This is a genomic window from Salinisphaera sp. SWV1 (genome assembly GCF_052044155.1).
In the GTDB taxonomy this organism is placed as follows: Bacteria; Pseudomonadota; Gammaproteobacteria; order Nevskiales; family Salinisphaeraceae; genus Salinisphaera.
Genome location: NZ_JBQDYE010000025.1, coordinates 14,521 through 34,669, shown reverse-complemented (window position 1 = coordinate 34,669; position 20,149 = coordinate 14,521). Strand labels below are relative to the sequence as shown.

Genomic DNA, 20,149 nt, shown 5'->3' with positions numbered 1-20,149 from the left:
CGGCGTCCAGTCGCGCTCACGGAATTCGCCAGTTGCGGCTCAGCGCGTTCTCGACCCGCAGTGGATACCAGAGCTGGCCCAGGCTGCCGTTGTAGCGCGCCAGGGCCCGCGTCAGATTGCCGTGCTCGAGCTTCAGGTAATACGCCAGGATGGCGCAGCCATAGCGGAGATTGGTCGCGCGATCGAACAGGTTATCGTCCGGCGCGCCGATCGCGTGCCGCCAGAACGGCATGATCTGCATCAAGCCTTCGGCGCCGGCGGCGGACAGCGCGAAGCGCTTGAAGTCGGATTCGACCTGAATCAGCGCCAGCACCAGTTGCGGCGATAGCCCGGCCGCGGTGGCCGCCGCATGCACGTCGCGCAGCAAATTAAGCCGACGTTGGACATTGGGTACGCGCGGAGCCAGCCGGTGCGACATGTCCACCAGCCAGACTTCCGCATCGAAGCGATTCCTGAAGCCCCTGGAATCGGCCACCGCCTTCTTCAGCGCGGACCGCATACCCGGCTGCATATGCGCCGGCACCGCGGCCGCGCCGAAAGCGGTTGGCGCGCTGAAAATCGCGAGGCCGGCCAGGACGGTGGCCGGCAAACACGAAATCAGTCCGCAAATGAACGCAGAACGACGCAAATCAAAACAACGAAGGCGGGCATATCGCGCCGGACAGACGCCCTGTGGTCTGTCCGGCGATCAAGTATCCGAGGCCTTTTCTCCCCATCGTGGCAATGCAAATAACGTGCGGACGCGATGCCCGTTCAAAAACTTCGACCGCTCTCAAAGAGCAAAGCGGTCCGCCAATAAACGTCGATGCATGCGAGTACAAGACACGGCGACGGATCATTTCGCGTTGCTTACGCGTTCGTTTGCGGGCCGCTTCGCATTCATGGCCGTTCGCCGACGCCGGCTTCGATGAAACGCCCGGCTACCCCTGACTAAACACTTTGGACCCGCGCCTTGATGGCCGCGACATCGTGCTCGATCTCGCCGGATTCGGCGTCGCGCCGGCCCTTGTATTCCAGCTTGCCGGATTCCAGGCCGCGGTCCGATACCACGATGCGATGCGGGATGCCGATCAGCTCGGCGTCGGCGAACATGGGGCCAGGGCGCAGGCCGCGATCATCGTAGGCCACGTCCACGCCGGCCGCCTTGAGTTCGGTGTAGAGCGTTTCGCAGGCCTCGCGCACGGCGGCCGACTTGTCGGCCTTGATCGGAATGATCACCAGATCGAACGGGGCGATGGCCTGAGGCCAGCAGATGCCGGCCTCGTCGTGGCACTGCTCGATCGCCGCCGCGACGATGCGCGAGACGCCAAAGCCGTAGCAGCCCATTTCCGGCACGACCGCGTTACCGGATTCATCCAGCACGGTCAGATCCAGCGCTCGGCTGTACTTGTCGCCGAGCTGGAAGACGTGACCGACCTCGATGCCGCGCAGGACCTCGAGCGTGCCGGTGCCGGTCGGGCTGGCATCACCCGCGACCACGTTGCGCAGGTCGGCGAAGCGCGGTTCGGGATGATCGCGGCCCCAGTTGAAGTGGGTGAAGTGGGCGCCGTCGTAGTTCGCGCCCACGACCAGGTCGGTGGCATGCGCCAGGGCGAAGTCGGCGATGACCTCGACGTTGGTGTTCACCGGCCCGATGGAGCCGGGACCGGCCCCGAAATGCGCACGGATGGTCGCCTCATCTGCCATGGTCAACGGCGCGGCGATACCGGGCACGTTTTCGGCCTTGATCTCGTTCAGGCGGTGATCGCCGCGCAGCATGAGCAGCACCGGATCGCCCGATTCCCCCATCACCACGATCGATTTGGCGGTCGCCGATTCCGGCACGCCCATGTGCTCGGCCAGGCCGGCGATCGTGGTGACGCCCGGTGTCTCGATCTTTTTCAGTTCGCCGCCGGGCGCTGCGCGCTCGCCCTCGGCCATGACCGTGGCCGCGGCCTCGATATTGGCGGCGTAGGCGCCATCGGTGGAGACCGCCAGCTCATCCTCGCCGGACAATGCCAGCACGTGGAACTCCTCCGACTTGGCGCCGCCGATGTCGCCGGAGTCCGCGGCCACCACGCGATAATCCAGCCCCATGCGGTCCAGGATCGCGTGGTAGGCGCCGCGCATGGCGCGGTATTCGCGGGCCAGATCGGCGGCGTCCATGTGGAAGGAATAAGCATCCTTCATGATGAATTCGCGCGCCCGCATCAGGCCGAAGCGCGGGCGGATCTCGTCGCGGAACTTGGTCTGAATCTGGTAGTAGGTCACCGGCAGCTGCTTGTAGCTGTGCACATCGCGCTTGACGTAGTCGGTGATGACTTCTTCGTGCGTGGGACCGAAGCAGTATTCGCGCTCGGCGCGGTCGGTCATGCGCAGCATCAGACCGCCCATGGCGTCCCAGCGGCCGGATTCACGCCAGAGTTCGGCGGGCTGGATCGCGGGCATGAGCATTTCCAGCGCGCCGATGGCTTCCATTTCGGCCCGGATGATGGTCTCGACCCGGCGCAGCACCCGCATGCCCAGCGGCGACCAGCTGTAGAGGCCGGCGCCGAGCCGCCGGATCATGCCGGCGCGCAGCATCAGCTGATGAGAGACGATCTCGGCGTCGGCCGGCGTCTCCTTGGTGGTGGCCAGGGCGAAAGCGGAAAGGCGCATGAACAATGCCGTCGGTTGATCCAGCCTGCGATTCTACAAAAATCCGCCCGCCGGGGGCGGTTGTCGTGCCATTCCGGCCGGTGTTCGAGCGCCCACGATGGCGCCGTATCAAGGCCCCGGCGCCGGGTTGTGTCCCCGGGCGGCCGAATGCCAGCGACCGCCGGTCCACGCGATCGGCCGCTCGAGCGGCATCTCGTTCGCCAGATCCCAGGCCCGGATCGTGTCGCCCGAGCGCGCCGCCGGCGCCACGATCACGGCCATGGCGTCGGGATAGCTGTGGCCGCGCTGGTCGTGAATCGACGGTTCGGCCTCGCCGACCGGATGCGAGTGATAGATGGCGATCAGGGTTTCGCGGCGTTCGCGCATGCGCTTGAACGCGGCGATCTGGTCGGCCGGGTCCATGTCGAACCGATCGGCGGCGCGCGCGGCGCGATTGGCGATTGGATAGCGAACCACGGTCGCGCCGCCTCCGCTGGCAATCAGGCCGCAAAGCTCGATGCCCGGTGCGCGGCGTGCTTCATCGAGCAATGTGTTACCGAGCCGTTCGGGTAGGGTCAGGGGCCCGGCCCGGGTCTTGTCGCGGCGATTGTTTCGCATTCAGCCAGGCTGGGCCCGCGCGGGGCCAGATCGCCCCGGGGCATCTCCCCGGGCGTCGATGCTATAGCGCTCGAAGGTGGCATCGCAGACCGGCACGAGCTGAAAATCGAGCAGGCGCCAATCCATCGCCTCGATCGCCTCGCGCGCGGCCTCGAAGCGCGCCAGCGAGGCCGTGTCCTCGCGCGGGCAGATCAGCGCGACACCGGTCAGCAGGCGGCCTTCCTCGCGCAGCCGCACCCGCGCGTCGCGAACCCAGTCGCGCGCGCGCAGGTCGTCGCGGATTCGCGCGCCGAGCGGGTCGAGCTCGCGGCTGCCGATCCGCCGCGGGATTTCGTCGATCAGGTCACACACCGCGGTATAGACATGGCGCACGCCGTGCCGGGTGATATCGAGCCCGATCGCGAGTGCGGCCGCGAAGTCCAGCCACCAGATCCCGAACCCGATACCGAGCACGCCGATGATGGCAGCGCTGCCGGCCAGCCAGTTCACCCGGCCCATCGAGGCATCGGCATACAGGCCCTTGTCGTGCAGTTCGATCGCCAGTTGGCGACGGCGTTGGCCGATGATCCAGGGCACGGCCACGCTGTAGGCCAGCGCGGCGATAATCCACCAGCCGGTCCAGTGGGTCGGCCCGCCGACGGCATCGATGGTGTGCAGGCTGGGCTGGTGATGCGCGATCAGCGATCGCGCGCCGGCGACGACGAGATAGCCGCCCATGCAGGTCAGCGCCAGGCCGGAGGTTAAAAAAGCAATGCTGCCGGCGCGGTAGAAGCCATAGGGAAAACGTCGCGTCGGCGGCCAGGACTCGACCCTGACGGCGACCAGGAACGCAATCGGCGGCAGCAGCGACCACAGACTCTTGAGCCAGACGGCATGCAGGGCCTGGCTCGACCCAAGCGCGGCATACAGCACCCCGACGACGGTCATGCGCAGCACCAGTGTGCCCCATTCCTGGTAACGCGCGGTCTTGAGCTGCCCTTTTTTTTCGGCCGGCAGCTGGCCGGGCCGGCGCGGCTGTGACCGGGAGTGTTCCGTCACGGATAAATGTGGATCGGGGTGCCGACCGGTACGTGGGCCCAGATCTGATTGATCGCGCGGTTGGACACCGCGATGCAGCCGTGCGTCCAGTCGCCGGTGCGCGGGCGGTCATCGTAGTCGGGTTGGCCGTGGATCATGATGTTATTGCCGGGCGCGACGCCGAGCGCGGTGGCATGGGCGCGATCGGAAGGGTCGGGGTAGGAGATGTGAATCGAGCGATGGAACTCGCTGTTCGGGTTGCGCCAGTCCAGCGTGTAGGCGCCGATCGGCGTCTTGTCGTCGCCGCGCCTGCGTTTGGCACCGATCGGGTCGAGGCCGAGCGCGATCGGGTATTGGGCGATGATCAGACCGTGGCGGTAGAGATAGAGTTCGCGCTCGGATTTCATCACCACCACGAGATCGGCGTCGCCGCTCGGTGGATTGTTGGCGGTACTGGCGATGGTCGCACGGGCCACGCCGGGCAGACTGGCCGCGAGCAGCAAACCGACGACCATGAGTGCCGCCGCCCCTCGTGAAAACACCGACATCATCCTCGACAAACCTCCCGTCGAACGTCGCGCGACCATTCCCATCAAGCCCTGTCTGCCGGTTCGTACATTTCGCGCGGTCAAGCGTTTGTCACAGCGGCCGTGATAACGGTTGGCGGTCGCCGATCGCGCATTCGTACTCGCGGCGCATACCGGGTGCCCGGCCGTGGAGGGCGGGCTCGTATGAAATCGCTACAGCGCCTAGAATGCCATAAGCATGTACCACCGGGGCGACTAACGCGCCGCCCAAGGCCACCAATCCAGGGGACGAATCATGGCGAGCACTCCGCTTACGGTCATCAAGGGCGATGGTATCGGGCCCGATATCGTCGACGCCGCGCTGAAGGTGCTCGATGCGCTGGATGTCCACTTCGAGCGCGAATACGTCGAGGTCGGCCAGGCGGCCCTGGACGCCGGGCAAAGCGATCCGCTACCGAAAAGCGCGGTGGAATCCATCGAGCGCACCGGCCTGGTGCTCAAGGGGCCGGTCACCACGCCGGTGGGCGAGGGCTATAGCTCGGTCAACGTCGCCATGCGCAAGCAGTTCGATCTGTATGCCAATGTCCGGCCGACGCTCAGCCTGCCGGGCACCCAGTCCCGCTATCACGATCTCGACATCATCATCGTGCGCGAGAACAAGGGCGGCATGTACTCTGGCGAAGGCCAGACGGTGTCCGCGGACGGCAATCGCGCCGAGGCGTTGTCGGTGGTCACGCGCGAGCAGTCGGAACGGATCGTGCGTTTCGCCTTCGACATGGCGCGGGCACGTGGGCGCAGCAAGGTTACGCTGGCGCACAAGGCCAACATCATGAAATCCACCTCCGGGCTGTTCCTGAAGGTCGGCCGCGAGATCGCCGGCGAATACGACGATCTCGAATACGAGGAAGTCATCGTCGATGCCTGCGCGATGAAGCTCGTCATGGCGCCGGAGAAATTCGATGTCATCGTCACCACCAACCTGTTCGGCGACATCATCTCGGATCTGTGTGCCGGCCTGGTGGGCGGCCTTGGCCTGGCCCCCGGTGCGAATATCGGCGACGACTGCGCCATGTTCGAGGCTGTGCACGGCAGCGCGCCGGATATCGCCGGCCAGGGCATCGCCAACCCGACCTCGGTGATCCTGGCCGCGGCACTCATGTTCGATCACCTCGATCGAGGCGACCAGGCCGAGCGCATCCGCAAGGCGGTGCGCGGGGCGATGGCCGACCACGACCGCACCACACCGGATATCGGCGGCGAGGGCTCCACCCAGGGCTTTGCCGACGCCATTATCGAACGCCTGTAGCAGCGGCCATCCGGGCCGTATGAAAATAAAAATCCCCGCCGGGCCTTACAGCCGGGCGGGGATGTCTCGGACGAGACGGTCGGCTAGGACGCGCGACCCGAGAAGCGGCCACGGAAGCCGACCAACAGGGCCAGCGCCCCAAGGCCGAACAGCACCAGATTGCCCGGCTCCGGCACGTCGGAGTAGGCCAGATTGTCGATTTCGAACGCGTACTGCGTGCTGGTCAGCTTCACCGAATCGAAAGCCGGCAGCTGGAAGAAATTCACGTATGCGTTGTTCGTCTCGTCTACCTGATTACCGTTCGCCTGGCTGTTGATGTTGATGCCGTTGAAACTGGCGACGGTCGATCCGTTAAACAGGAAGTCAAGCGTGTTGTAATTATCGATGGAGCCCCAGAGCAGGCCCAGATAGTGGTTGACACTACCGAGAGCAATCGTCGCCGACTGTGGCGTAGTGGACAGATCCTTCGGAACAGCCAGATAGTCGGTCTTATCTTTGGTTGTGCTAGTGCCGGCGGTGAACGGGGGGATTGCCGGCGCGGCGTATTTGCCACTAACGCTCCCATTGACGATATGGTAGTTGTTGGACGTGCCAACACCGCACGTGACTGAGCCGCACGTACCGTCATTGAAATTGATGACATGCACGTTGGCTACGTCGTTGATGGGGGTGGGAACACCGTCGCCATCGACTGTGCTGGTTCCATAGATGACGTTCGCCCCCGCGGTACCGCTGATCGCCAGGGCGGCGATTGCCGATGCGAAGATCAATTTTTTCTGCTTATTCACGGTGGCCTCCGGTGGATGTTGCCGAGATATAACACGCCAGAACCGTGCCAAAAAAAATAGTCAATTAATTCAATTGGTTGGGAATGGATCGCGATCGGCGGCGTAAGGAAAGCCGACATATATCCCGCCCCCCGGCGGTGGAGGTGTCAGGGTTTCCGGCACGTGACCCGCGCACGGCCGGCCAGATGGGGCAGGGTTTCGCTATCCAGGAGTGCGGCGGCGGATAGCCGGCGCACATCGGCGCCCTCCGTATGGCCATGCTCGACGAACAGGGCGCTGCCGGGGCACAGGTGCGTGCGGGCGCCGGCGGTTATTGGCGCGCTATCGGCCAGGCCATGAGCCTGCGCCACCAGCGCATGGCGGGGTTCATGGCGCAGGGCCGGGTCGTCCAGATGCGGGTCGGCCAGGGTCGATGCGGGGTGGGTTTGGGTTGGGCACGTCGCGTCAAAACGCTCGCCGGCCAGTGTGCCAGGGCTTTGCCGACGCTGTTATCGAACGCCTGTAGCGGTGGATATCCGGGCCGTATGAAAATAAAAGTCCCCGCCGGGCGTGCAGCCGGGCGGGGATGTCTTGGTCGTGGTGGTCGGCTAGGACGCGCGACCCGAGAAGCGTCGACGGAAACCGACCAACAGGGCGAGCGCCCCGAGGCCGAACAGCACCAGATTGCCCGGCTCCGGCACATCGGAGTAGGCCAGGTTATCGCTCTCGAAAGCGTAGTACGAGCTGGACAGTGTCACGGCGTGGAAGGCCGGAAGCTGGAAGAAGTTCACATACCTCGTGGGCTTCCCCTGATTAACAGTTGCCGGATGCGACGCGAGGAGATACTTGCCGCTGTAGGTCTCGGTCTTGTTCGTGGCGTCTAACTGGAACGTTATCTTGTTGTAGCTATCGATCGAACCCCACAGCAGCCCGAAGTAGTGGTTGCCACTGCCCAGATTGATCGTCGCCGAACCACTGTGGTTGGCGGACGGAACGGCCAGAAAATACGATAAATCGCGCCCGCTCCCGTTATCATCAGTGGCCGGCCTGGCGTAGTGTGCCGGTGTACTTGAAGACGGTTGATTGGTGATTTCGTAGTCACCAGAGCACGTCGCTGGCGCGCAACTTTGATTCTCGAAGTCAATGACCGTGGCGCCGGCGACCTGGGTGGTCGGCGGCACGCCGTGAGTCGTGGTCGTGGGGTTGGAATCATAGCTGATGACGGTGGCGCCCGCGCTACCACTGATCGCCAGGGCGGCGATTGCCGATGCGAAGATTGTTATTTTCTGCTTATGCACGCTGATCCTTTGAGGGATATTGTCGTGGCCATACAAGCCAGAACCGTGCCAGAAAAAATAGTGTTTTAATTCATGGTTTTGCGCGATGGCTTGATGTGATGTGTAAGGAAACTCGACATATGAACCGCCCCGAGCAATATATGTGTCAGAGTCTCCGACAATCACGCATGGCCGAGCGTGACCCGCGCGCGGCCGGCCAGATCCGGCAGGGTTTCTACATCGATGAGTGAGGCGGCAGCGAATAGCCGGCGCACATCGGCGCCCTGCGTATGGCCATGCTCGACGAACAGGGCGCCGCCGGGGCGCAGATGCGTCCCGGCGCCAGCGGCTATTTGCGCGATATCGGCCAGGCCATGAGCCTGCGCCACCAGCGCCTGACGGGGTTCATGGCGCAGGGCCGGGTCGTCCAGGTGCGGGTCGGCCGGGTCGATGTAGGGTGGGTTGGACACGATCGCGTCAAAACGCGCGCCGGCGAGCGCGTCGTACCAGTGGCCCTCGGCGAAGGCCACATTGGGCACGCCCAGGCGTTCGGCATTGCGGCGGGCCACGGTCAGGGCGTTGGCGTGGGCGTCGGTGGCCAGCAGTTGCCAGCGCGGCCGGGCATGGGCGAGCGCCAGCGCGATCGCGCCGCTGCCGGTACCGAGGTCGGCGACGCGCAATGCGGCCTGCCCGGGCAGGCGGGTAAGGACTGCCTCGACCAGCGCTTCGGTATCCGGGCGCGGCACCAGCACGTCGGGCGTGACCTGGAGGTCGAGTTCGTGAAAGCCGATCTGGCCGACGATGTAGGCCAGCGGTTCGCCGGTCAGCCGGCGTGCGACGGCGGTGTCGAGGCGCGCGGCGACTCCCGGTTCGACCGGTCTGTTGCCCTCGATGATCAGCCGTGCGCCGGTAAGGCCCGTGATCGCCTCGATCAGGCGGCGCGCCTCGAGATCGGGGCTGTCGCTGATCGCGCGCAGGCGTCCGGTGACGGCCCGGCGTAACCGGTCCAGCGTGGGCGCGTCGGTCATCTGTGTGCCGGCGCGCTCAGGCCGCGCCCATTTCAGCCAGCAGATCGGCCTGATACTCGCTTGTCAGGGCGTCGATGATTTCGTCCAGATCGCCGGCGATCACATCCTCGAGCTTGTACAGGGTGAGGTTGATGCGGTGGTCGGTGACCCGTCCCTGCGGAAAATTATAGGTGCGGATGCGTTCGGAACGGTCGCCGCTGCCCACGAGTCGCTTACGGGTGGCGGCCTGTTCGCTGGCCTGCTTGTCCTGTTCCGCGGTGAGCAGTTTGGTCTGCAGCAGACTCATGGCGCGCGCCCGGTTCTTGTGCTGCGAGCGTTCCTGCTGGCATTCGACCACCACGCCGGTGGGGATATGCGTGATGCGGATCGCCGAGTCGGTCTTGTTGATGTGCTGCCCGCCCGCACCCTGGGCACGGAAGGTATCCACGCGCAGGTCGCTGGGGTCGATCTTGATGTCGGCAATTTCGTCCTGTTCCGGCAGCACGGCCACGGTGCAGGCCGAGGTGTGAATGCGCCCCTGGGACTCGGTGGCCGGCACGCGCTGCACGCGATGAGCGCCGGATTCGAACTTGAGCCGCGAGAACGCGCCGGTGCCGATCAGGCGCGAGATCACTTCCTTGTAGCCGCCGTGCTCGCCGTGCGATTCCGACAGGATCTCGACCTGCCAGCCCTGTTTTTCGGCATAGGTCGAATACATGCGCATCAGGTCGCCGGCGAACAGCGCGGCTTCGTCGCCGCCGGTGCCGGCGCGGATTTCCAGATAGAGGTTGGCGTTGTCGTTGGGGTCCTTCGGGATCAGGTGGCGGCGCAGATCGGCCTCCAGACCATCCAGCCGCTCACGGGCGTCCGCCAGTTCGGTCTCGGCCATCGCGCGCAGTTCAGCCTCGTCGGCCCCTTCCATTTCCTCGAGATCGGCGATTTCGGCGGTGAGATCGCGCCAGGCGCGATAGTCCGCCGCCAGCGATTCGAGCTGGGCGTACTCCTGCGACATGCGACGGAACTTGTTCTGATCGTTGATGATGTCGGGGTCCGACATCGAATGCGCCAGATCTTCGTGGCGTTCGACCAGCTCCTCGAGTTTCGCGCGCAGGGAATCCTTCATAGACAGGCCTTCATGCTGAGTCGTCGTTCCGGTTCGTGGGGTCGGCGTCGTGGTCGGTCAGCCCGAACAGTTCACGCGCCGGGCCGAGCAGACGCTGCTGGCGGGCGCCGGCCGCCTTGCGCAGCACCGCGCTCGGTTCGTGCATCAGTTTATTGGTCAGCCGGCGCGAGACGAATTCCAGCACCGCCTCGGCATCCTCGCCGCGCGCCAGTCGCCGCCGGGCCTGGGCCATGACTTCGGCCCGGCGGCCCTCCGCCGCGTCGCGCATGGCGCGGATTGTAGCGGTTGCCTGGCGCGAGTCGACCCATTCGAGATATTCGTCGATGCGGGATTCGATGATCTCGTCGGCCTGCTCGGCGGCCGCCGCCCGTGAGCGCTTGTTGTCGTCGATCACGCTCTGCAGGTCGTCGACCGAGTAGAGATAGATGTCCTCGAACTTGGCCGAGGCCGGCTCGATGTCGCGCGGTACGGCCAGGTCGAGTACGAACATCGGCTTGCGCCGGCGCTGCTTGAGCGCGGCTTTGAGCTCCTTGGCGCGCACGAGATAGCCCGGCGCCCCGGTCGAGGAGATCAGCAGGTCTGCTTCGGCCAGATGTCGGGGGATGTCGTCCAGCCCGATGGCATAGCCGTGGTAGCGGCTGGCCAGTTCCTGCGCCCGGCCCAGGCTGCGATTGGCGAAGATCATGCGCGACACGCCGATCTCGGACAGGTAACGCGCGGTGAGCTCGATCGTCTCGCCGGCGCCGATCATCATCGCGGACGAGGCGCTGACATCGGTGAATATCTGGCGTGCCAGCGATACCCCGGCATAGGCTACCGACACCGGGTTGGCGCCGATATCGGTCCCGCTGCGCACGGCCTTGGCCACGGTGAAGCTGTGCTCGAACAGCCGCGTGAGCAGTGGGCCGGCGCCACGTGCCGCCTGCGCGGAACGATAGGCGTTCTTCATCTGTCCGAGGATCTGCGGCTCACCGAGAATCAACGAATCCAGGCCGGAGGCAACGCGCAGACTGTGGCGTACGACCTCGCGGCCGTGATGCACGTAGAAACAGCCGGACAGGGCCTCCGGCTCGAGCCCGCGCTGGCGGCAGAGCCATTCGCGCAGGCCGCCATCGTCGGTCGGGTTCGCCTGTTCGTCGACGATGGCGTACAACTCGGTACGATTACAGGTCGACAGGATCGCACCTTCGCGAACCTGCGGCAGGTGCAGGAAATCATCCAACGCGCTGGCAAACTGATCCGCCGGGAACGCGACCGCTTCGCGTATCGACAGCGGCGCGGTATGGTGATTGAGGCCCACGGTCAACAGCGACATGGGTCTATTCTACCGTGCGCTCGATAGTTCTGGGATATTCATATGGCAAAGTCTGGGTGCGCAAACTATCGAGATCGGGTGCGGGCGTGGGCCGTCGTCGGGCTGGCGAGCGTACTCGGATTCGGCGCCTTTGACACGTCGGCCGTCGCCGCTGCGGACGATACGCGCACAGCGCCGGTCAGCGATATCGATCAACTGGCCCGTGCCCCCGAGGCTGCCCTGGATTACCAGGTGATGGTCGGTGAGCTGTCTTTGCTCAATGGCGATACCCCGGGCGCGGCCAAGGCCTATGTGAAGGCGCTTTCCTATTCGCAGGACCCGGCGCTGGCCCAGCGTGCGACGCAGATCGCACTGGCCGCGAATCGCCAGGATCTGGCCTACCGGGCTGCCAGGGTCTGGGCGCGGGCGGCGTCGAAGGACCGCCGGGCGCAGCAGGCGGTGGTTCGGCTGGCATTCGTCAACAGGGACCCGCAGGGCGTTGGGACTTTTGCGCCGCAGCTGATCGCGAGTGCCGATTCGCCGCGCGACGGTTATCAGGCACTGGCCCGGATCCTGAGTGACCAGCCGGACCAGGCCAATATGGCCCTCGATGCCATGTCCAGGCTCGCCGCCGCGCATCCCAAACAGGCAGCCCCGCAGTATGCGCTGGGCCGCCTGGCGCTGAACTACAACCATATCGACACCGCTGCATCGGCCGCGGACAAGGCCGTGGCGGACGCGCCCGACTGGCCCGAGGCCAGCCTGTTGCGCGCCGCGATCGAGGTCCGGCAGGGCAAGCCCGAGGCCGCGGCCAAGCGCGTGGCCGCGCTCAAGGGCAGCGGTCGACAGCGCGCCGAGTACCATGTCGCGCTCGGGCGCATGCTCCTCCAGGTGGGTAACGACAGTAAAGGGCTGGCGGCATTCAAGCAGGCGGTGGCAATCGACGGCGATTTCACCGCGGCGCGCTACGGGCTGGGGCTGGTGGCGCTGTCGCAGGGCGATCTCGATACCGCGGCCACGCAGTTCGAGCAGCTTTACAAATCCGGCGCACACAGTGACGACGCGGCCTTTTATCGGGGTGTGGTCGCCGAGAGGCGCCAGCACGACGCCAAGGCGATCGATTGGTACCGGAAGGTCAGCGACGGCGATCACCGGTTCGCCGCTCGTGTGCGCATCGCGCAGCTCACCTACAAGCAGGGCAATCTCGACGGCGCGCGGGACCAGTTGCATCAACTGGCCGATGCGTATCCGGACCGGAGTGCGAAGCTGCACGCGGTGGAAGGCGGTCTGCTGGTCGATGCCGGGCAGCCGAAAAAAGCGCTGGCGGTCTACGATGCCGCGCTCAAGAATGCGCCCGACGATACCGATCTGCTCTACGCCCGCTCGCTGGCCTACGCCAAACTCGGCCGGGTCGACGCCGCCGAGGCCGATCTCAAGCACGTCCTGTCGCAAGACGCCGACAACCCCGAGGCACTCAACGCGCTGGGCTACATGCTGACCAACCACAGCACCGATTACGCCCGGGCCGAACGCTATATCCGCAAGTCGTTGCAAGCCGATCCCGATGATCCGGCCGTGCTGGATAGCCTGGGCTGGGTGGAATACAAGCGCGGGCATCTGGCTTCGGCGCGCAAGCATCTGGAAAAAGCCTACCAGGGCAGTACCGATCCGGAGATCGCCGCCCATCTCGGCGAAGTGCGTTGGCAGCAGGGCGACCACGACGCCGCGCGCCGGATATGGCATAAAGCGCAGGCTAAGCACCCGCATGACAAGGTGCTCAAGCAGACGATCAAACGGCTGACTTCATGAAGAAACTCGTATTCGCGATGATGGGAATCGCGCTGCTGGGCGGTTGCGCGATCATTCACAAGCCGGCGCCGAGTGAGGCCGGCGTGGCCAATGCCAAGGCATGGCAGGCGCGCCAGAAAACGCTCGACCAGTTCTCTGACTGGTCGCTGCAGGGGCGGGTTGCCACCGGGCAGTTGCTGGGCTGGACCGGCAACCTGAGCTGGCGCGAACGCGCGCCGAAGTTCAATGTGCGCCTGGCCGGCCCGTTGGGCGCCGGCGGCATGCGGGCCAAGGGCACGCTCAATCATGTGGTCATCGACACCGACGACGGCAAGCATTTCGAGACCAGCGACCCGGACGCTCTGGTGAAGAAGGCACTGGGCTGGTCGTTTCCGCTCAAGCCGCTGAGCTATTGGGCCAAGGGCTTGCCGGCCCCCGGCGGCTACCAGCGAATCTCGGTCGACGCCCAGGGCCGGCTGCGTTCCTTGACCCAGGATGGCTGGACCGTATCGTATCTCCACTACACCACGCCGGCCGGCGCGCCCGCGCCGCTGCCCAAACGCGTGGTGCTCGATAATGGCGACACGCGCATTCGTCTGATTGTCGATCGCTGGTTCGACCTGAACGCTTCGAGCGGCAACGCCGGTTGACGTCCGCGCCGATGGCCTCCGATACCACCGCCTCCATGGCTGCGCGCCCGGCTGCGAGCCCGTCTTTTCGCCTGGCGGGCATGAGTTGGTCGCACTTCGTCAACGACGGCGCGGCGAACTTCCTGCCGGGCGTATTGCCCGCCATCCTGATCGGGCTTCACCTGCCAGTGGCGCTGGCCGGCACATTGATGGCCGCGCTGCTGGTCGGGCAGGGCCTGCAACCGTTCGTCGGCCTGGTCGGCGACCGGATCGGCGGGCGTGCATTGAGCCTCGTCGGCCTGGTGGGCTCGTCGCTCGGTGCCGGCCTGGTGGGATGGGTGGCCAGCCCGGCCGCGCTGATGGCCGCGCTCGTGCTGATCGGTGTCTCGAACGCGATGTTCCATCCCCAGGCCCTGGCGGGCGTGCGTCGACTGGCGCAGACACGCCAGGGGCTGGCCATGTCTGTGTTTCTCGTCGGCGGCGAGATCGGGCGGGGTGTCTGGCCGGTGCTGGCCGGGCTGTGCGTGGTGTGGGGCGGTCTGCACTGGCTGGCCTTGCTGGCCTTGCCCGGTTTCGCCAGTGTTTTCCTGCTGGCGCGTTGCGCACCCGCGTTGCCGCGGCGTTCCCTGGATGCCACGCCGATCGCCTGGCGCCGGCACATCGGCGGTCTGTCGCGTCTCGTCGTGTTCTGCGCACTGCGCGCGTTCGTGATCTTTGCCGCGGTCACGCTGTTGCCGCTGATGTGGTCGGCCGATGGCGGATCGCTCACCGCGGGCGCCAGCCTGATCACCGTGCTCCTGGTGGTCGGCGTGATCGGCAATCTCAGCGGCGGCTGGCTTGCCGATCGGCTCGGCTCGCGGGTGCTGCTGATCGGCACCATGCTGCTCAGTGCGTTATGCGCGGCGGCGCTGGGCTTCGTTGGCGGGTTATGGCTGTGGTTGCTCACCGCGATGCTCGGCATCGCCCTGTTCGCCACGCTGCCGCTCACCATCCTGATCGCGCAGGATGTGCTGCCCGAGAATCGTTCGTTCGGCTCCGGCCTGGCGCTGGGGCTGGCCAACGCGCTGGGCGCGGTGGCCGTGATCGGCCTGGGGCCGTTGATCGAGGCGGCGGGCGCATCGGCCGGTTTCCTGCTGGCCGCGGGTGCCGCACTCGCCGCGGCGATGCTGGCGGTCTGGGTGCCGCGACGCGCTCGCGCGCATTGAGCGAGACACGGCGGCCCGCGCAATGGCCAGTGCCCGGGCCGGCCAGGCAATACACAGCCGCTGAATGAGCCGGCATCGGCACTCGCGTGTCACCGGCCGCGGTTTGAGCGGGCGCGGCCATGCGGTAAGGAATAGGCTCTTGGTGAACAGCGATCGCGCCTGCCGCAGGTTCGACGCCCTCGCATGCGCGGGCGAACCGGGGCGCTTCAGCGCCACGGGCCCGTAGGGTTGAGGATGCGTGAGCATCCGAATAATCCTGCCGCCCGGAAGGTTTCTCGTGGCTGTCGTTTGTTTGTGCTGTGGCTGAAATTGACAGGCTCAGGTCAAGCCAAGAGAATACGCCGCTCTCGCCTGCGCAATGCGCGCGATGGGCGATTGGGACACCGATTTGAATGGGGCGTAGCTAAGCGGTAAGGCATCGGCCCGTTTGTGACAGGCGATCCCGTGTACCGCAGGTTCGACGCCCTCGCATGCGAGGGCGAACCGGGGCGCTTCAGCGCCACGGGCCCGCAGGGTGAGGATGCGTGAGCATCCGAATAATCCTGCCGCCCGGAAGGTTTCTCGTGGCTGCCGTTTGTTTGTGCTGTGCCTGAAATTGACAGGCTCAGGTCAAGCCAAGAGAATACGCCGCTCTCGTCTGCGCAATGCGCGCGATGGGCGATTGGGACACTGATTTGAATGGGGCGTAGCCAAGCGGTAAGGCATCGGCCCGTTTGTGACAGGCGATCCCGTGTACCGCAGGTTCGACGCCCTCGCATGCGCGGGCGAACCGGGGCGCTTCAGCGCCACGGGCCCGTAGGGTGAGGATGCGTGAGCATCCGAATAATCCTGCCGCCCGGAAGCATTCTTTCTAAATTGACACGGGTAGGGTTGCAAAACAGAATACCCGGCGTTCTGATTAAACGGTGACCCCCCTATCCGGGTTGCCGTTGTGATTTTACTGGGGCGTAGCCAAGCGGTAAGGCATCGGGTTTTGATCCCGTGTACCGCAGGTTCGAATCCTGCCGCCCCAGCCAATTCCAACGAACCCCAGCCAATTTCGACAAAAACGGCGGCAATCCATGGCGGACTCCCGATTGATGGTCTTCACCGGCAACGCCAACCCGGCGTTGGCGCGCGATGTGGCGGGCTATCTCAGGTTGCCGATGGGCAAGGCCAGCGTTGGACGATTCTCGGACGGCGAATGCCAGGTCGAGATCGAGGAGAACGTACGCGGCCGCGATGTGTTTGTGGTGCAGTCGACCTGTCGGCCGACCAACGACACGCTCATGGAACTGCTGATGATGATCGATGCGCTGCATCGCGCATCCGCCGGGCGTATCACCGCGGTCATGCCGTATTTCGGTTATGCGCGCCAGGATCGCCGCCCGCGCAGCGCGCGCGTGCCGATCTCGGCCAAGGTGGCGGCCAGCCTGCTGGGCGCGGTGGGCACCGACCGCGTGCTCACGGTCGACCTGCACGCCGACCAGATCCAGGGGTTCTTCGACATGCCGGTGGACAACGTCTATGCCTCGCCGGTGCTGCTGGGCGATATCTGGCGCCAGAAGGAACGCAGCGACAACCTGATCGTGGTATCGCCCGACGTGGGCGGCGTGGTCCGCGCCCGGGCGCTGGCCAAACGCCTCGACGAGGCGGACCTGGCGATCATCGACAAGCGCCGGCCCAAGGCCAACGAAGCCAAGATCATGAACATCATCGGCGACGTGGCGGGCAAGAGCTGCATCATGGTCGACGATCTGGTGGATACCGCCGGCACGCTGTGCCAGGCGGCCAATGCGCTGAAGGATCAGGGCGCGACCAAGGTGCGAGCCTACGTGACGCACCCGGTGCTGTCCGGCAAGGCGGTGGAGAATATCCGCGATTCCCGCCTCGACGAACTCGTGGTCACCGACACGATCCCGTTGTCGGAAGAGGCCTCGGCCTGCCCCAAGATCCGACAGCTGCATATCGCGCCGCTGCTGGCCGAGACGATCCGGCGCGTGTCGGCCGAGGAGTCGGTGTCGACGCTGTACGTCGACTAGCGTCGATTCCGGCGGTCAATGCGCGCCGCCGATACAATTTTTACCGTGCGCCTCGTGCAATCGGCGACGAAGCGCGTATACTACGCGGTCTTTTAATCCCGGCGGAACAATCGTTGCGCCGTTCGACCATCGACTGTAACCGGCCGCAACCCAACGCCAGCGGCCAGACAAGCTAGCTGGAGCGAATCGATATGGAAGCTTTCGAGCTCAACGCGGAAAAACGCAATGCCACCGGCCGGGCCGAGAACAGGCGCCTGCGCAAGACCGGTCGCGTGCCGGCCATCATCTATGGCGGTAACGGCGATCCGGTGATGCTGTCGTTCAACCACAACGACCTGGTCCATCATCTGGACAACGAGGCGTTCTTCTCGCACATCATCAGGATCAACATCGACGGCGCCCAGGCGGAAGAGGTCGTGCTGCGCGACCTGCAGCGCCACCCGGCCAAGCCGTTCGTCGAGCATGCCGATTTCCTGCGCATCGTCGCGGGCGAGGCGCTGCGCATGAGCGTGCCGCTGCACTTCGTGGGCGAAGAGGAATGCCCGGGTGTGGTCGACGAAGCCGGTGTCATCCAGCACAACATGAACGACATCGAGATCGAGTGCCTGCCGCGCGACCTGCCGGAGTATCTCGAGGTCGATTGCCGCAACCTGCATCTGCACGATGCGGTGCATCTGTCGCAGCTGGTGCTGCCGAACGGTGTCCAGGTCGTTGAGCTGATGGGCGACGAGGAAGAGCAGAACGATCTGACCGTGGTCTCCGTCCAGGTGCCGCGCGCCGCAGTGGAGCTGGAAGCCGAGGACGAGGCCGAGGCAGAAGCCGAAGCGGCGGCCGACGCGGCCGAGGCCGAGGACGAAGACGCCGACGAGGACGGCAAGGAAGAGGGCGACGCGGACAACAGCTGATCGTTGTCCCGCGGCTGTTGGAACGCATCGAATGACCGATGAGTGAACGCATCCGCGCGCTCGTGGCCCTGGGCAATCCCGGCGCCGATCATGCCCGTGACCGGCACAACGCCGGCTTCTGGCTGGCGGACCGGCTGGCCCAGCGCTGGGGTCTTGTCTTTTCCCCGGAGAAGAAGTTCAGGGGCGATCTCGCGCGCGCCAAACGCGCGGGCGAGACGCTCTGGCTGCTCAAGCCGATGACCTTCATGAACGTCAGCGGCGAGGCCATCCAGCCGCTGCTGGCATTTCACAAGATCGAGCCCGCCGAATTGCTGGTCGTGCACGACGAGCTCGACCTGCCGCCGGGGGTGGCCCGGCTCAAGGATGGCGGCGGTCACGGCGGCCACAACGGCCTGCGCGATACCCATCGTGTGATCGGCCCCGGTTATCGACGCCTGCGCATCGGCATCGGCCATCCCGGCCACGCCTCACGGGTGCTGTCGCACGTGCTCGGCAAACCGTCGGCCGATGAACAGGCGGCAATCGACGCCGCCATCGAGGCGGGTGTCGACGCGGTGGAAACAATCATCGAGTCCGGCTGGAACCGCGGCGCCCAGCAGCTTAACTCCCGCAAGCCCTGATTCGATTCCGTCCGCGATCTCGCGGGCGCTCACGAGGTATTTTCCATGGCGCTTCAGATCGGCATCGTCGGCCTGCCCAATGTCGGCAAATCGACCCTGTTCAACGCCCTGACCGCGGCCGAGATCCCGGCCGAGAACTATCCGTTCTGCACCATCGATCCCAATGTGGGCGTGGTCACCGTGCCCGATCCGCGGCTCGACAGACTGGCCGCGATCGCCGCGCCGGAAAAGGTGCTGCCGACGACCATCGAGTTCGTCGATATCGCCGGACTCGTGGCGGGGGCCTCGACAGGGGAAGGGCTCGGCAACCAGTTTCTGGCCAATATCCGCGAGACCGACGCCATCCTGCATGTCGTGCGCTGTTTCGAGAACGACGATGTCATGCATGTCTCGGGGCGCGTGGACCCGATCGCCGACATCGAGACCATCGACACCGAGCTGGCGCTGGCGGATCTGACCACGGTCACCCGGGCGCTGGACCGGGTGTCCAAGGCCGCGAAATCCGGTGACAAGAACGCCAGGCGCCAGGCCGACGTCTATGCCCGTGTGCGCGATCATCTCGATACCGGGGCGCCGGTGCGGGCGCTGGAACTGTCCGAGGACGAGCACGCGGCGCTGCGCGAGCTGCATCTGATCACCGCCAAGCCGGCGTTGTTCGTGGCCAACGTCGACGAGGAGGGGTTCGAGAACAACCCGCTGCTCGATCGTGTGCGCGCGCACGCCGAGGCGCAGAATGCGCGGGTAGTGCCGGTATGCGCCGCGCTGGAAGGCGAGATCGCGCAACTCGACGGCGGCGACAAGCTCGAATTCCTGGCCGAACTGGGCCAGGACGAGCCCGGGCTGAATCGCGTGATCCGCGCCGGCTATGCGCTGCTCGGGCTGCAGACGTTCTTCACGGTCGGGCCCAAGGAGGTCCGGGCCTGGACGGTGCGTGCCGGCTCCACCGCGCCGCAGGCGGCGGGTGTGATCCATACCGACTTCGAGCGCGGCTTCATCCGGGCCGAGGTGATCGGCTACGACGACTACGTCGAGCTTGGCGGTGAGAAAGGCGCCAAGGAAGCCGGCCGCCAGCGGCTCGAAGGCAAGGAGTACCGCATGGCCGAAGGCGATGTGGTGCATTTCCGCTTCAACGTCTGAGCGGATTCCGTATTTTTTGGCCGTTACCGTCTTGACGGAAACGGCCGGGCCGAACATAATCTCGCGCCTTCGCGGCCATGTAGCTCAGGGGTTAGAGCACAGCATTCATAATGCTGGTGTCGCTGGTTCAAATCCAGCCATGGCCACCAAATCGAGACGGTACGCGCGGGCATATGTCGCGCCGCTGACCATCGGCATCGGCGACTCCCATACCCGGGCCGGTATCGAGCGTAAAAAGGCCCGGCAGCCCGCCCGGGCCTTTTTCGTATCCGCTCCGAAACGCGCCCCCGGA

20 protein-coding genes and 2 tRNA genes are annotated in these 20,149 nt (G+C 65.5%); 11 read left to right on the top strand and 11 right to left on the bottom strand.

Annotated elements, in window-relative coordinates; genetic code table 11:
* Nucleotides 1–16: 16 nt before the first annotated feature.
* The 5 genes from ACS8YF_RS12810 to ACS8YF_RS12790 all read right to left on the bottom strand — a co-directional run bounded on the left by ACS8YF_RS12810 (nucleotide 17) and on the right by ACS8YF_RS12790 (nucleotide 4,766).
* A complete protein-coding gene (locus ACS8YF_RS12810) occupies nucleotides 17–589 on the bottom strand; it encodes a lytic transglycosylase domain-containing protein (protein ID WP_440850592.1) in 573 nt (190 codons plus the stop codon).
* A 341-nt stretch (nucleotides 590–930) separates the two neighbouring features.
* Entirely contained in the window at nucleotides 931–2,637 is a 1,707-nt protein-coding gene (locus ACS8YF_RS12805; protein WP_440850591.1) for a proline--tRNA ligase, read from the bottom strand.
* 108 nt (nucleotides 2,638–2,745) lie between these two features.
* Complete coding sequence (locus tag ACS8YF_RS12800) at nucleotides 2,746–3,234, bottom strand: Mov34/MPN/PAD-1 family protein (protein WP_440850590.1); 489 nt, start codon at nucleotides 3,232–3,234, stop codon at nucleotides 2,746–2,748.
* Complete coding sequence (locus tag ACS8YF_RS12795; RefSeq protein ID WP_440850589.1) at nucleotides 3,235–4,272, bottom strand: cation transporter; 1,038 nt, start codon at nucleotides 4,270–4,272, stop codon at nucleotides 3,235–3,237.
* Entirely contained in the window at nucleotides 4,269–4,766 is a 498-nt protein-coding gene (locus tag ACS8YF_RS12790; protein WP_440850588.1) for a L,D-transpeptidase family protein, read from the bottom strand. Before ACS8YF_RS12790 ends, ACS8YF_RS12795 begins: the two co-directional genes overlap by 4 nt.
* Here ACS8YF_RS12790 and ACS8YF_RS12785 point away from each other — a divergent pair.
* Nucleotides 4,765–4,905 (top strand): hypothetical protein, encoded by a 141-nt coding sequence (locus ACS8YF_RS12785; protein ID WP_440850587.1) that lies wholly within the window; start codon nucleotides 4,765–4,767, stop codon nucleotides 4,903–4,905. The two genes, ACS8YF_RS12790 and ACS8YF_RS12785, sit on opposite strands and share 2 nt — an antisense overlap.
* A gap of 168 nt (nucleotides 4,906–5,073) precedes the next feature.
* Complete coding sequence (locus tag ACS8YF_RS12780) at nucleotides 5,074–6,084, top strand: isocitrate dehydrogenase (RefSeq protein ID WP_440850586.1); 1,011 nt, start codon at nucleotides 5,074–5,076, stop codon at nucleotides 6,082–6,084.
* Nucleotides 6,085–6,167: 83 nt separating this feature from the next.
* On the opposite strand, the gene ACS8YF_RS12775 is transcribed toward ACS8YF_RS12780, so the two are convergent.
* The 6 genes from ACS8YF_RS12775 to hemA form a co-directional block, all read right to left on the bottom strand.
* Nucleotides 6,168–6,872 (bottom strand): Npun_F0296 family exosortase-dependent surface protein, encoded by a 705-nt coding sequence (locus ACS8YF_RS12775; protein ID WP_440850585.1) that lies wholly within the window; start codon nucleotides 6,870–6,872, stop codon nucleotides 6,168–6,170.
* 146 nt (nucleotides 6,873–7,018) lie between these two features.
* Complete coding sequence (locus ACS8YF_RS12770; protein ID WP_440850584.1) at nucleotides 7,019–7,222, bottom strand: hypothetical protein; 204 nt, start codon at nucleotides 7,220–7,222, stop codon at nucleotides 7,019–7,021.
* Between the two features lie 237 nt (nucleotides 7,223–7,459).
* Nucleotides 7,460–8,314: an Npun_F0296 family exosortase-dependent surface protein gene (locus ACS8YF_RS12765; RefSeq protein WP_440850583.1), complete on the bottom strand. Its 855-nt coding sequence runs from the start codon at nucleotides 8,312–8,314 to the stop codon at nucleotides 7,460–7,462.
* Nucleotides 8,311–9,156: a peptide chain release factor N(5)-glutamine methyltransferase gene (gene prmC, locus ACS8YF_RS12760; RefSeq protein WP_440850582.1), complete on the bottom strand. Its 846-nt coding sequence runs from the start codon at nucleotides 9,154–9,156 to the stop codon at nucleotides 8,311–8,313. The genes ACS8YF_RS12765 and prmC overlap by 4 nt, the downstream gene beginning before the upstream one ends.
* Before the next feature lie 16 nt (nucleotides 9,157–9,172).
* Entirely contained in the window at nucleotides 9,173–10,258 is a 1,086-nt protein-coding gene (gene prfA, locus ACS8YF_RS12755) for a peptide chain release factor 1 (protein ID WP_440850581.1), read from the bottom strand.
* A gap of 10 nt (nucleotides 10,259–10,268) precedes the next feature.
* The gene (gene hemA / locus ACS8YF_RS12750) at nucleotides 10,269–11,573 is read right to left on the bottom strand and encodes a glutamyl-tRNA reductase (protein WP_440850580.1); all 1,305 of its coding nucleotides are present in this window, start codon (nucleotides 11,571–11,573) and stop codon (nucleotides 10,269–10,271) included.
* A 78-nt stretch (nucleotides 11,574–11,651) separates the two neighbouring features.
* Between hemA and ACS8YF_RS12745 the strand changes: the two genes are divergently transcribed.
* From ACS8YF_RS12745 to ACS8YF_RS12705, 9 genes are all read left to right on the top strand, one after another.
* Entirely contained in the window at nucleotides 11,652–13,361 is a 1,710-nt protein-coding gene (locus tag ACS8YF_RS12745) for a tetratricopeptide repeat protein (protein WP_440850579.1), read from the top strand.
* A complete protein-coding gene (lolB, locus tag ACS8YF_RS12740) occupies nucleotides 13,358–13,990 on the top strand; it encodes a lipoprotein insertase outer membrane protein LolB (RefSeq protein WP_440850578.1) in 633 nt (210 codons plus the stop codon). The genes ACS8YF_RS12745 and lolB overlap by 4 nt, the downstream gene beginning before the upstream one ends.
* Nucleotides 13,991–14,070: 80 nt before the next feature.
* Nucleotides 14,071–15,174, top strand: coding sequence for an MFS transporter (locus tag ACS8YF_RS12735; RefSeq protein ID WP_440850577.1), 1,104 nt, complete (start codon nucleotides 14,071–14,073; stop codon nucleotides 15,172–15,174).
* A gap of 941 nt (nucleotides 15,175–16,115) precedes the next feature.
* Nucleotides 16,116–16,190: transfer RNA gene (locus ACS8YF_RS12730), tRNA-Gln, on the top strand.
* A 45-nt stretch (nucleotides 16,191–16,235) separates the two neighbouring features.
* Entirely contained in the window at nucleotides 16,236–17,195 is a 960-nt protein-coding gene (locus tag ACS8YF_RS12725) for a ribose-phosphate diphosphokinase (protein WP_440850576.1), read from the top strand.
* A gap of 191 nt (nucleotides 17,196–17,386) precedes the next feature.
* Entirely contained in the window at nucleotides 17,387–18,100 is a 714-nt protein-coding gene (locus ACS8YF_RS12720; RefSeq protein ID WP_440850575.1) for a 50S ribosomal protein L25/general stress protein Ctc, read from the top strand.
* Nucleotides 18,101–18,138: 38 nt separating this feature from the next.
* Complete coding sequence (pth, locus tag ACS8YF_RS12715; RefSeq protein ID WP_440850574.1) at nucleotides 18,139–18,720, top strand: aminoacyl-tRNA hydrolase; 582 nt, start codon at nucleotides 18,139–18,141, stop codon at nucleotides 18,718–18,720.
* 45 nt (nucleotides 18,721–18,765) lie between these two features.
* A complete protein-coding gene (gene ychF, locus ACS8YF_RS12710) occupies nucleotides 18,766–19,857 on the top strand; it encodes a redox-regulated ATPase YchF (RefSeq protein ID WP_440850573.1) in 1,092 nt (363 codons plus the stop codon).
* Nucleotides 19,858–19,930: 73 nt separating this feature from the next.
* Nucleotides 19,931–20,006 (top strand) — tRNA-Met (locus ACS8YF_RS12705).
* Nucleotides 20,007–20,149: the final 143 nt, after the last annotated feature.

Coding starts and splice junctions, on each gene's coding strand:
- prmC (WP_440850582.1), bottom strand. CDS start 9,156: ATGACCGACGCGCCCACGCTGGACCGGTTACGCCGGGCCGTCACCGGA.
- ACS8YF_RS12790 (WP_440850588.1), bottom strand. CDS start 4,766: ATGGTCGTCGGTTTGCTGCTCGCGGCCAGTCTGCCCGGCGTGGCCCGT.
- ACS8YF_RS12780 (WP_440850586.1), top strand. CDS start 5,074: ATGGCGAGCACTCCGCTTACGGTCATCAAGGGCGATGGTATCGGGCCC.
- ACS8YF_RS12725 (WP_440850576.1), top strand. CDS start 16,236: ATGGCGGACTCCCGATTGATGGTCTTCACCGGCAACGCCAACCCGGCG.
- ACS8YF_RS12720 (WP_440850575.1), top strand. CDS start 17,387: ATGGAAGCTTTCGAGCTCAACGCGGAAAAACGCAATGCCACCGGCCGG.
- ACS8YF_RS12800 (WP_440850590.1), bottom strand. CDS start 3,234: ATGCGAAACAATCGCCGCGACAAGACCCGGGCCGGGCCCCTGACCCTA.
- ACS8YF_RS12785 (WP_440850587.1), top strand. CDS start 4,765: ATGAGTGCCGCCGCCCCTCGTGAAAACACCGACATCATCCTCGACAAA.
- ACS8YF_RS12735 (WP_440850577.1), top strand. CDS start 14,071: ATGAGTTGGTCGCACTTCGTCAACGACGGCGCGGCGAACTTCCTGCCG.
- pth (WP_440850574.1), top strand. CDS start 18,139: ATGAGTGAACGCATCCGCGCGCTCGTGGCCCTGGGCAATCCCGGCGCC.
- hemA (WP_440850580.1), bottom strand. CDS start 11,573: ATGTCGCTGTTGACCGTGGGCCTCAATCACCATACCGCGCCGCTGTCG.
- ychF (WP_440850573.1), top strand. CDS start 18,766: ATGGCGCTTCAGATCGGCATCGTCGGCCTGCCCAATGTCGGCAAATCG.
- ACS8YF_RS12805 (WP_440850591.1), bottom strand. CDS start 2,637: ATGCGCCTTTCCGCTTTCGCCCTGGCCACCACCAAGGAGACGCCGGCC.
- lolB (WP_440850578.1), top strand. CDS start 13,358: ATGAAGAAACTCGTATTCGCGATGATGGGAATCGCGCTGCTGGGCGGT.
- prfA (WP_440850581.1), bottom strand. CDS start 10,258: ATGAAGGATTCCCTGCGCGCGAAACTCGAGGAGCTGGTCGAACGCCAC.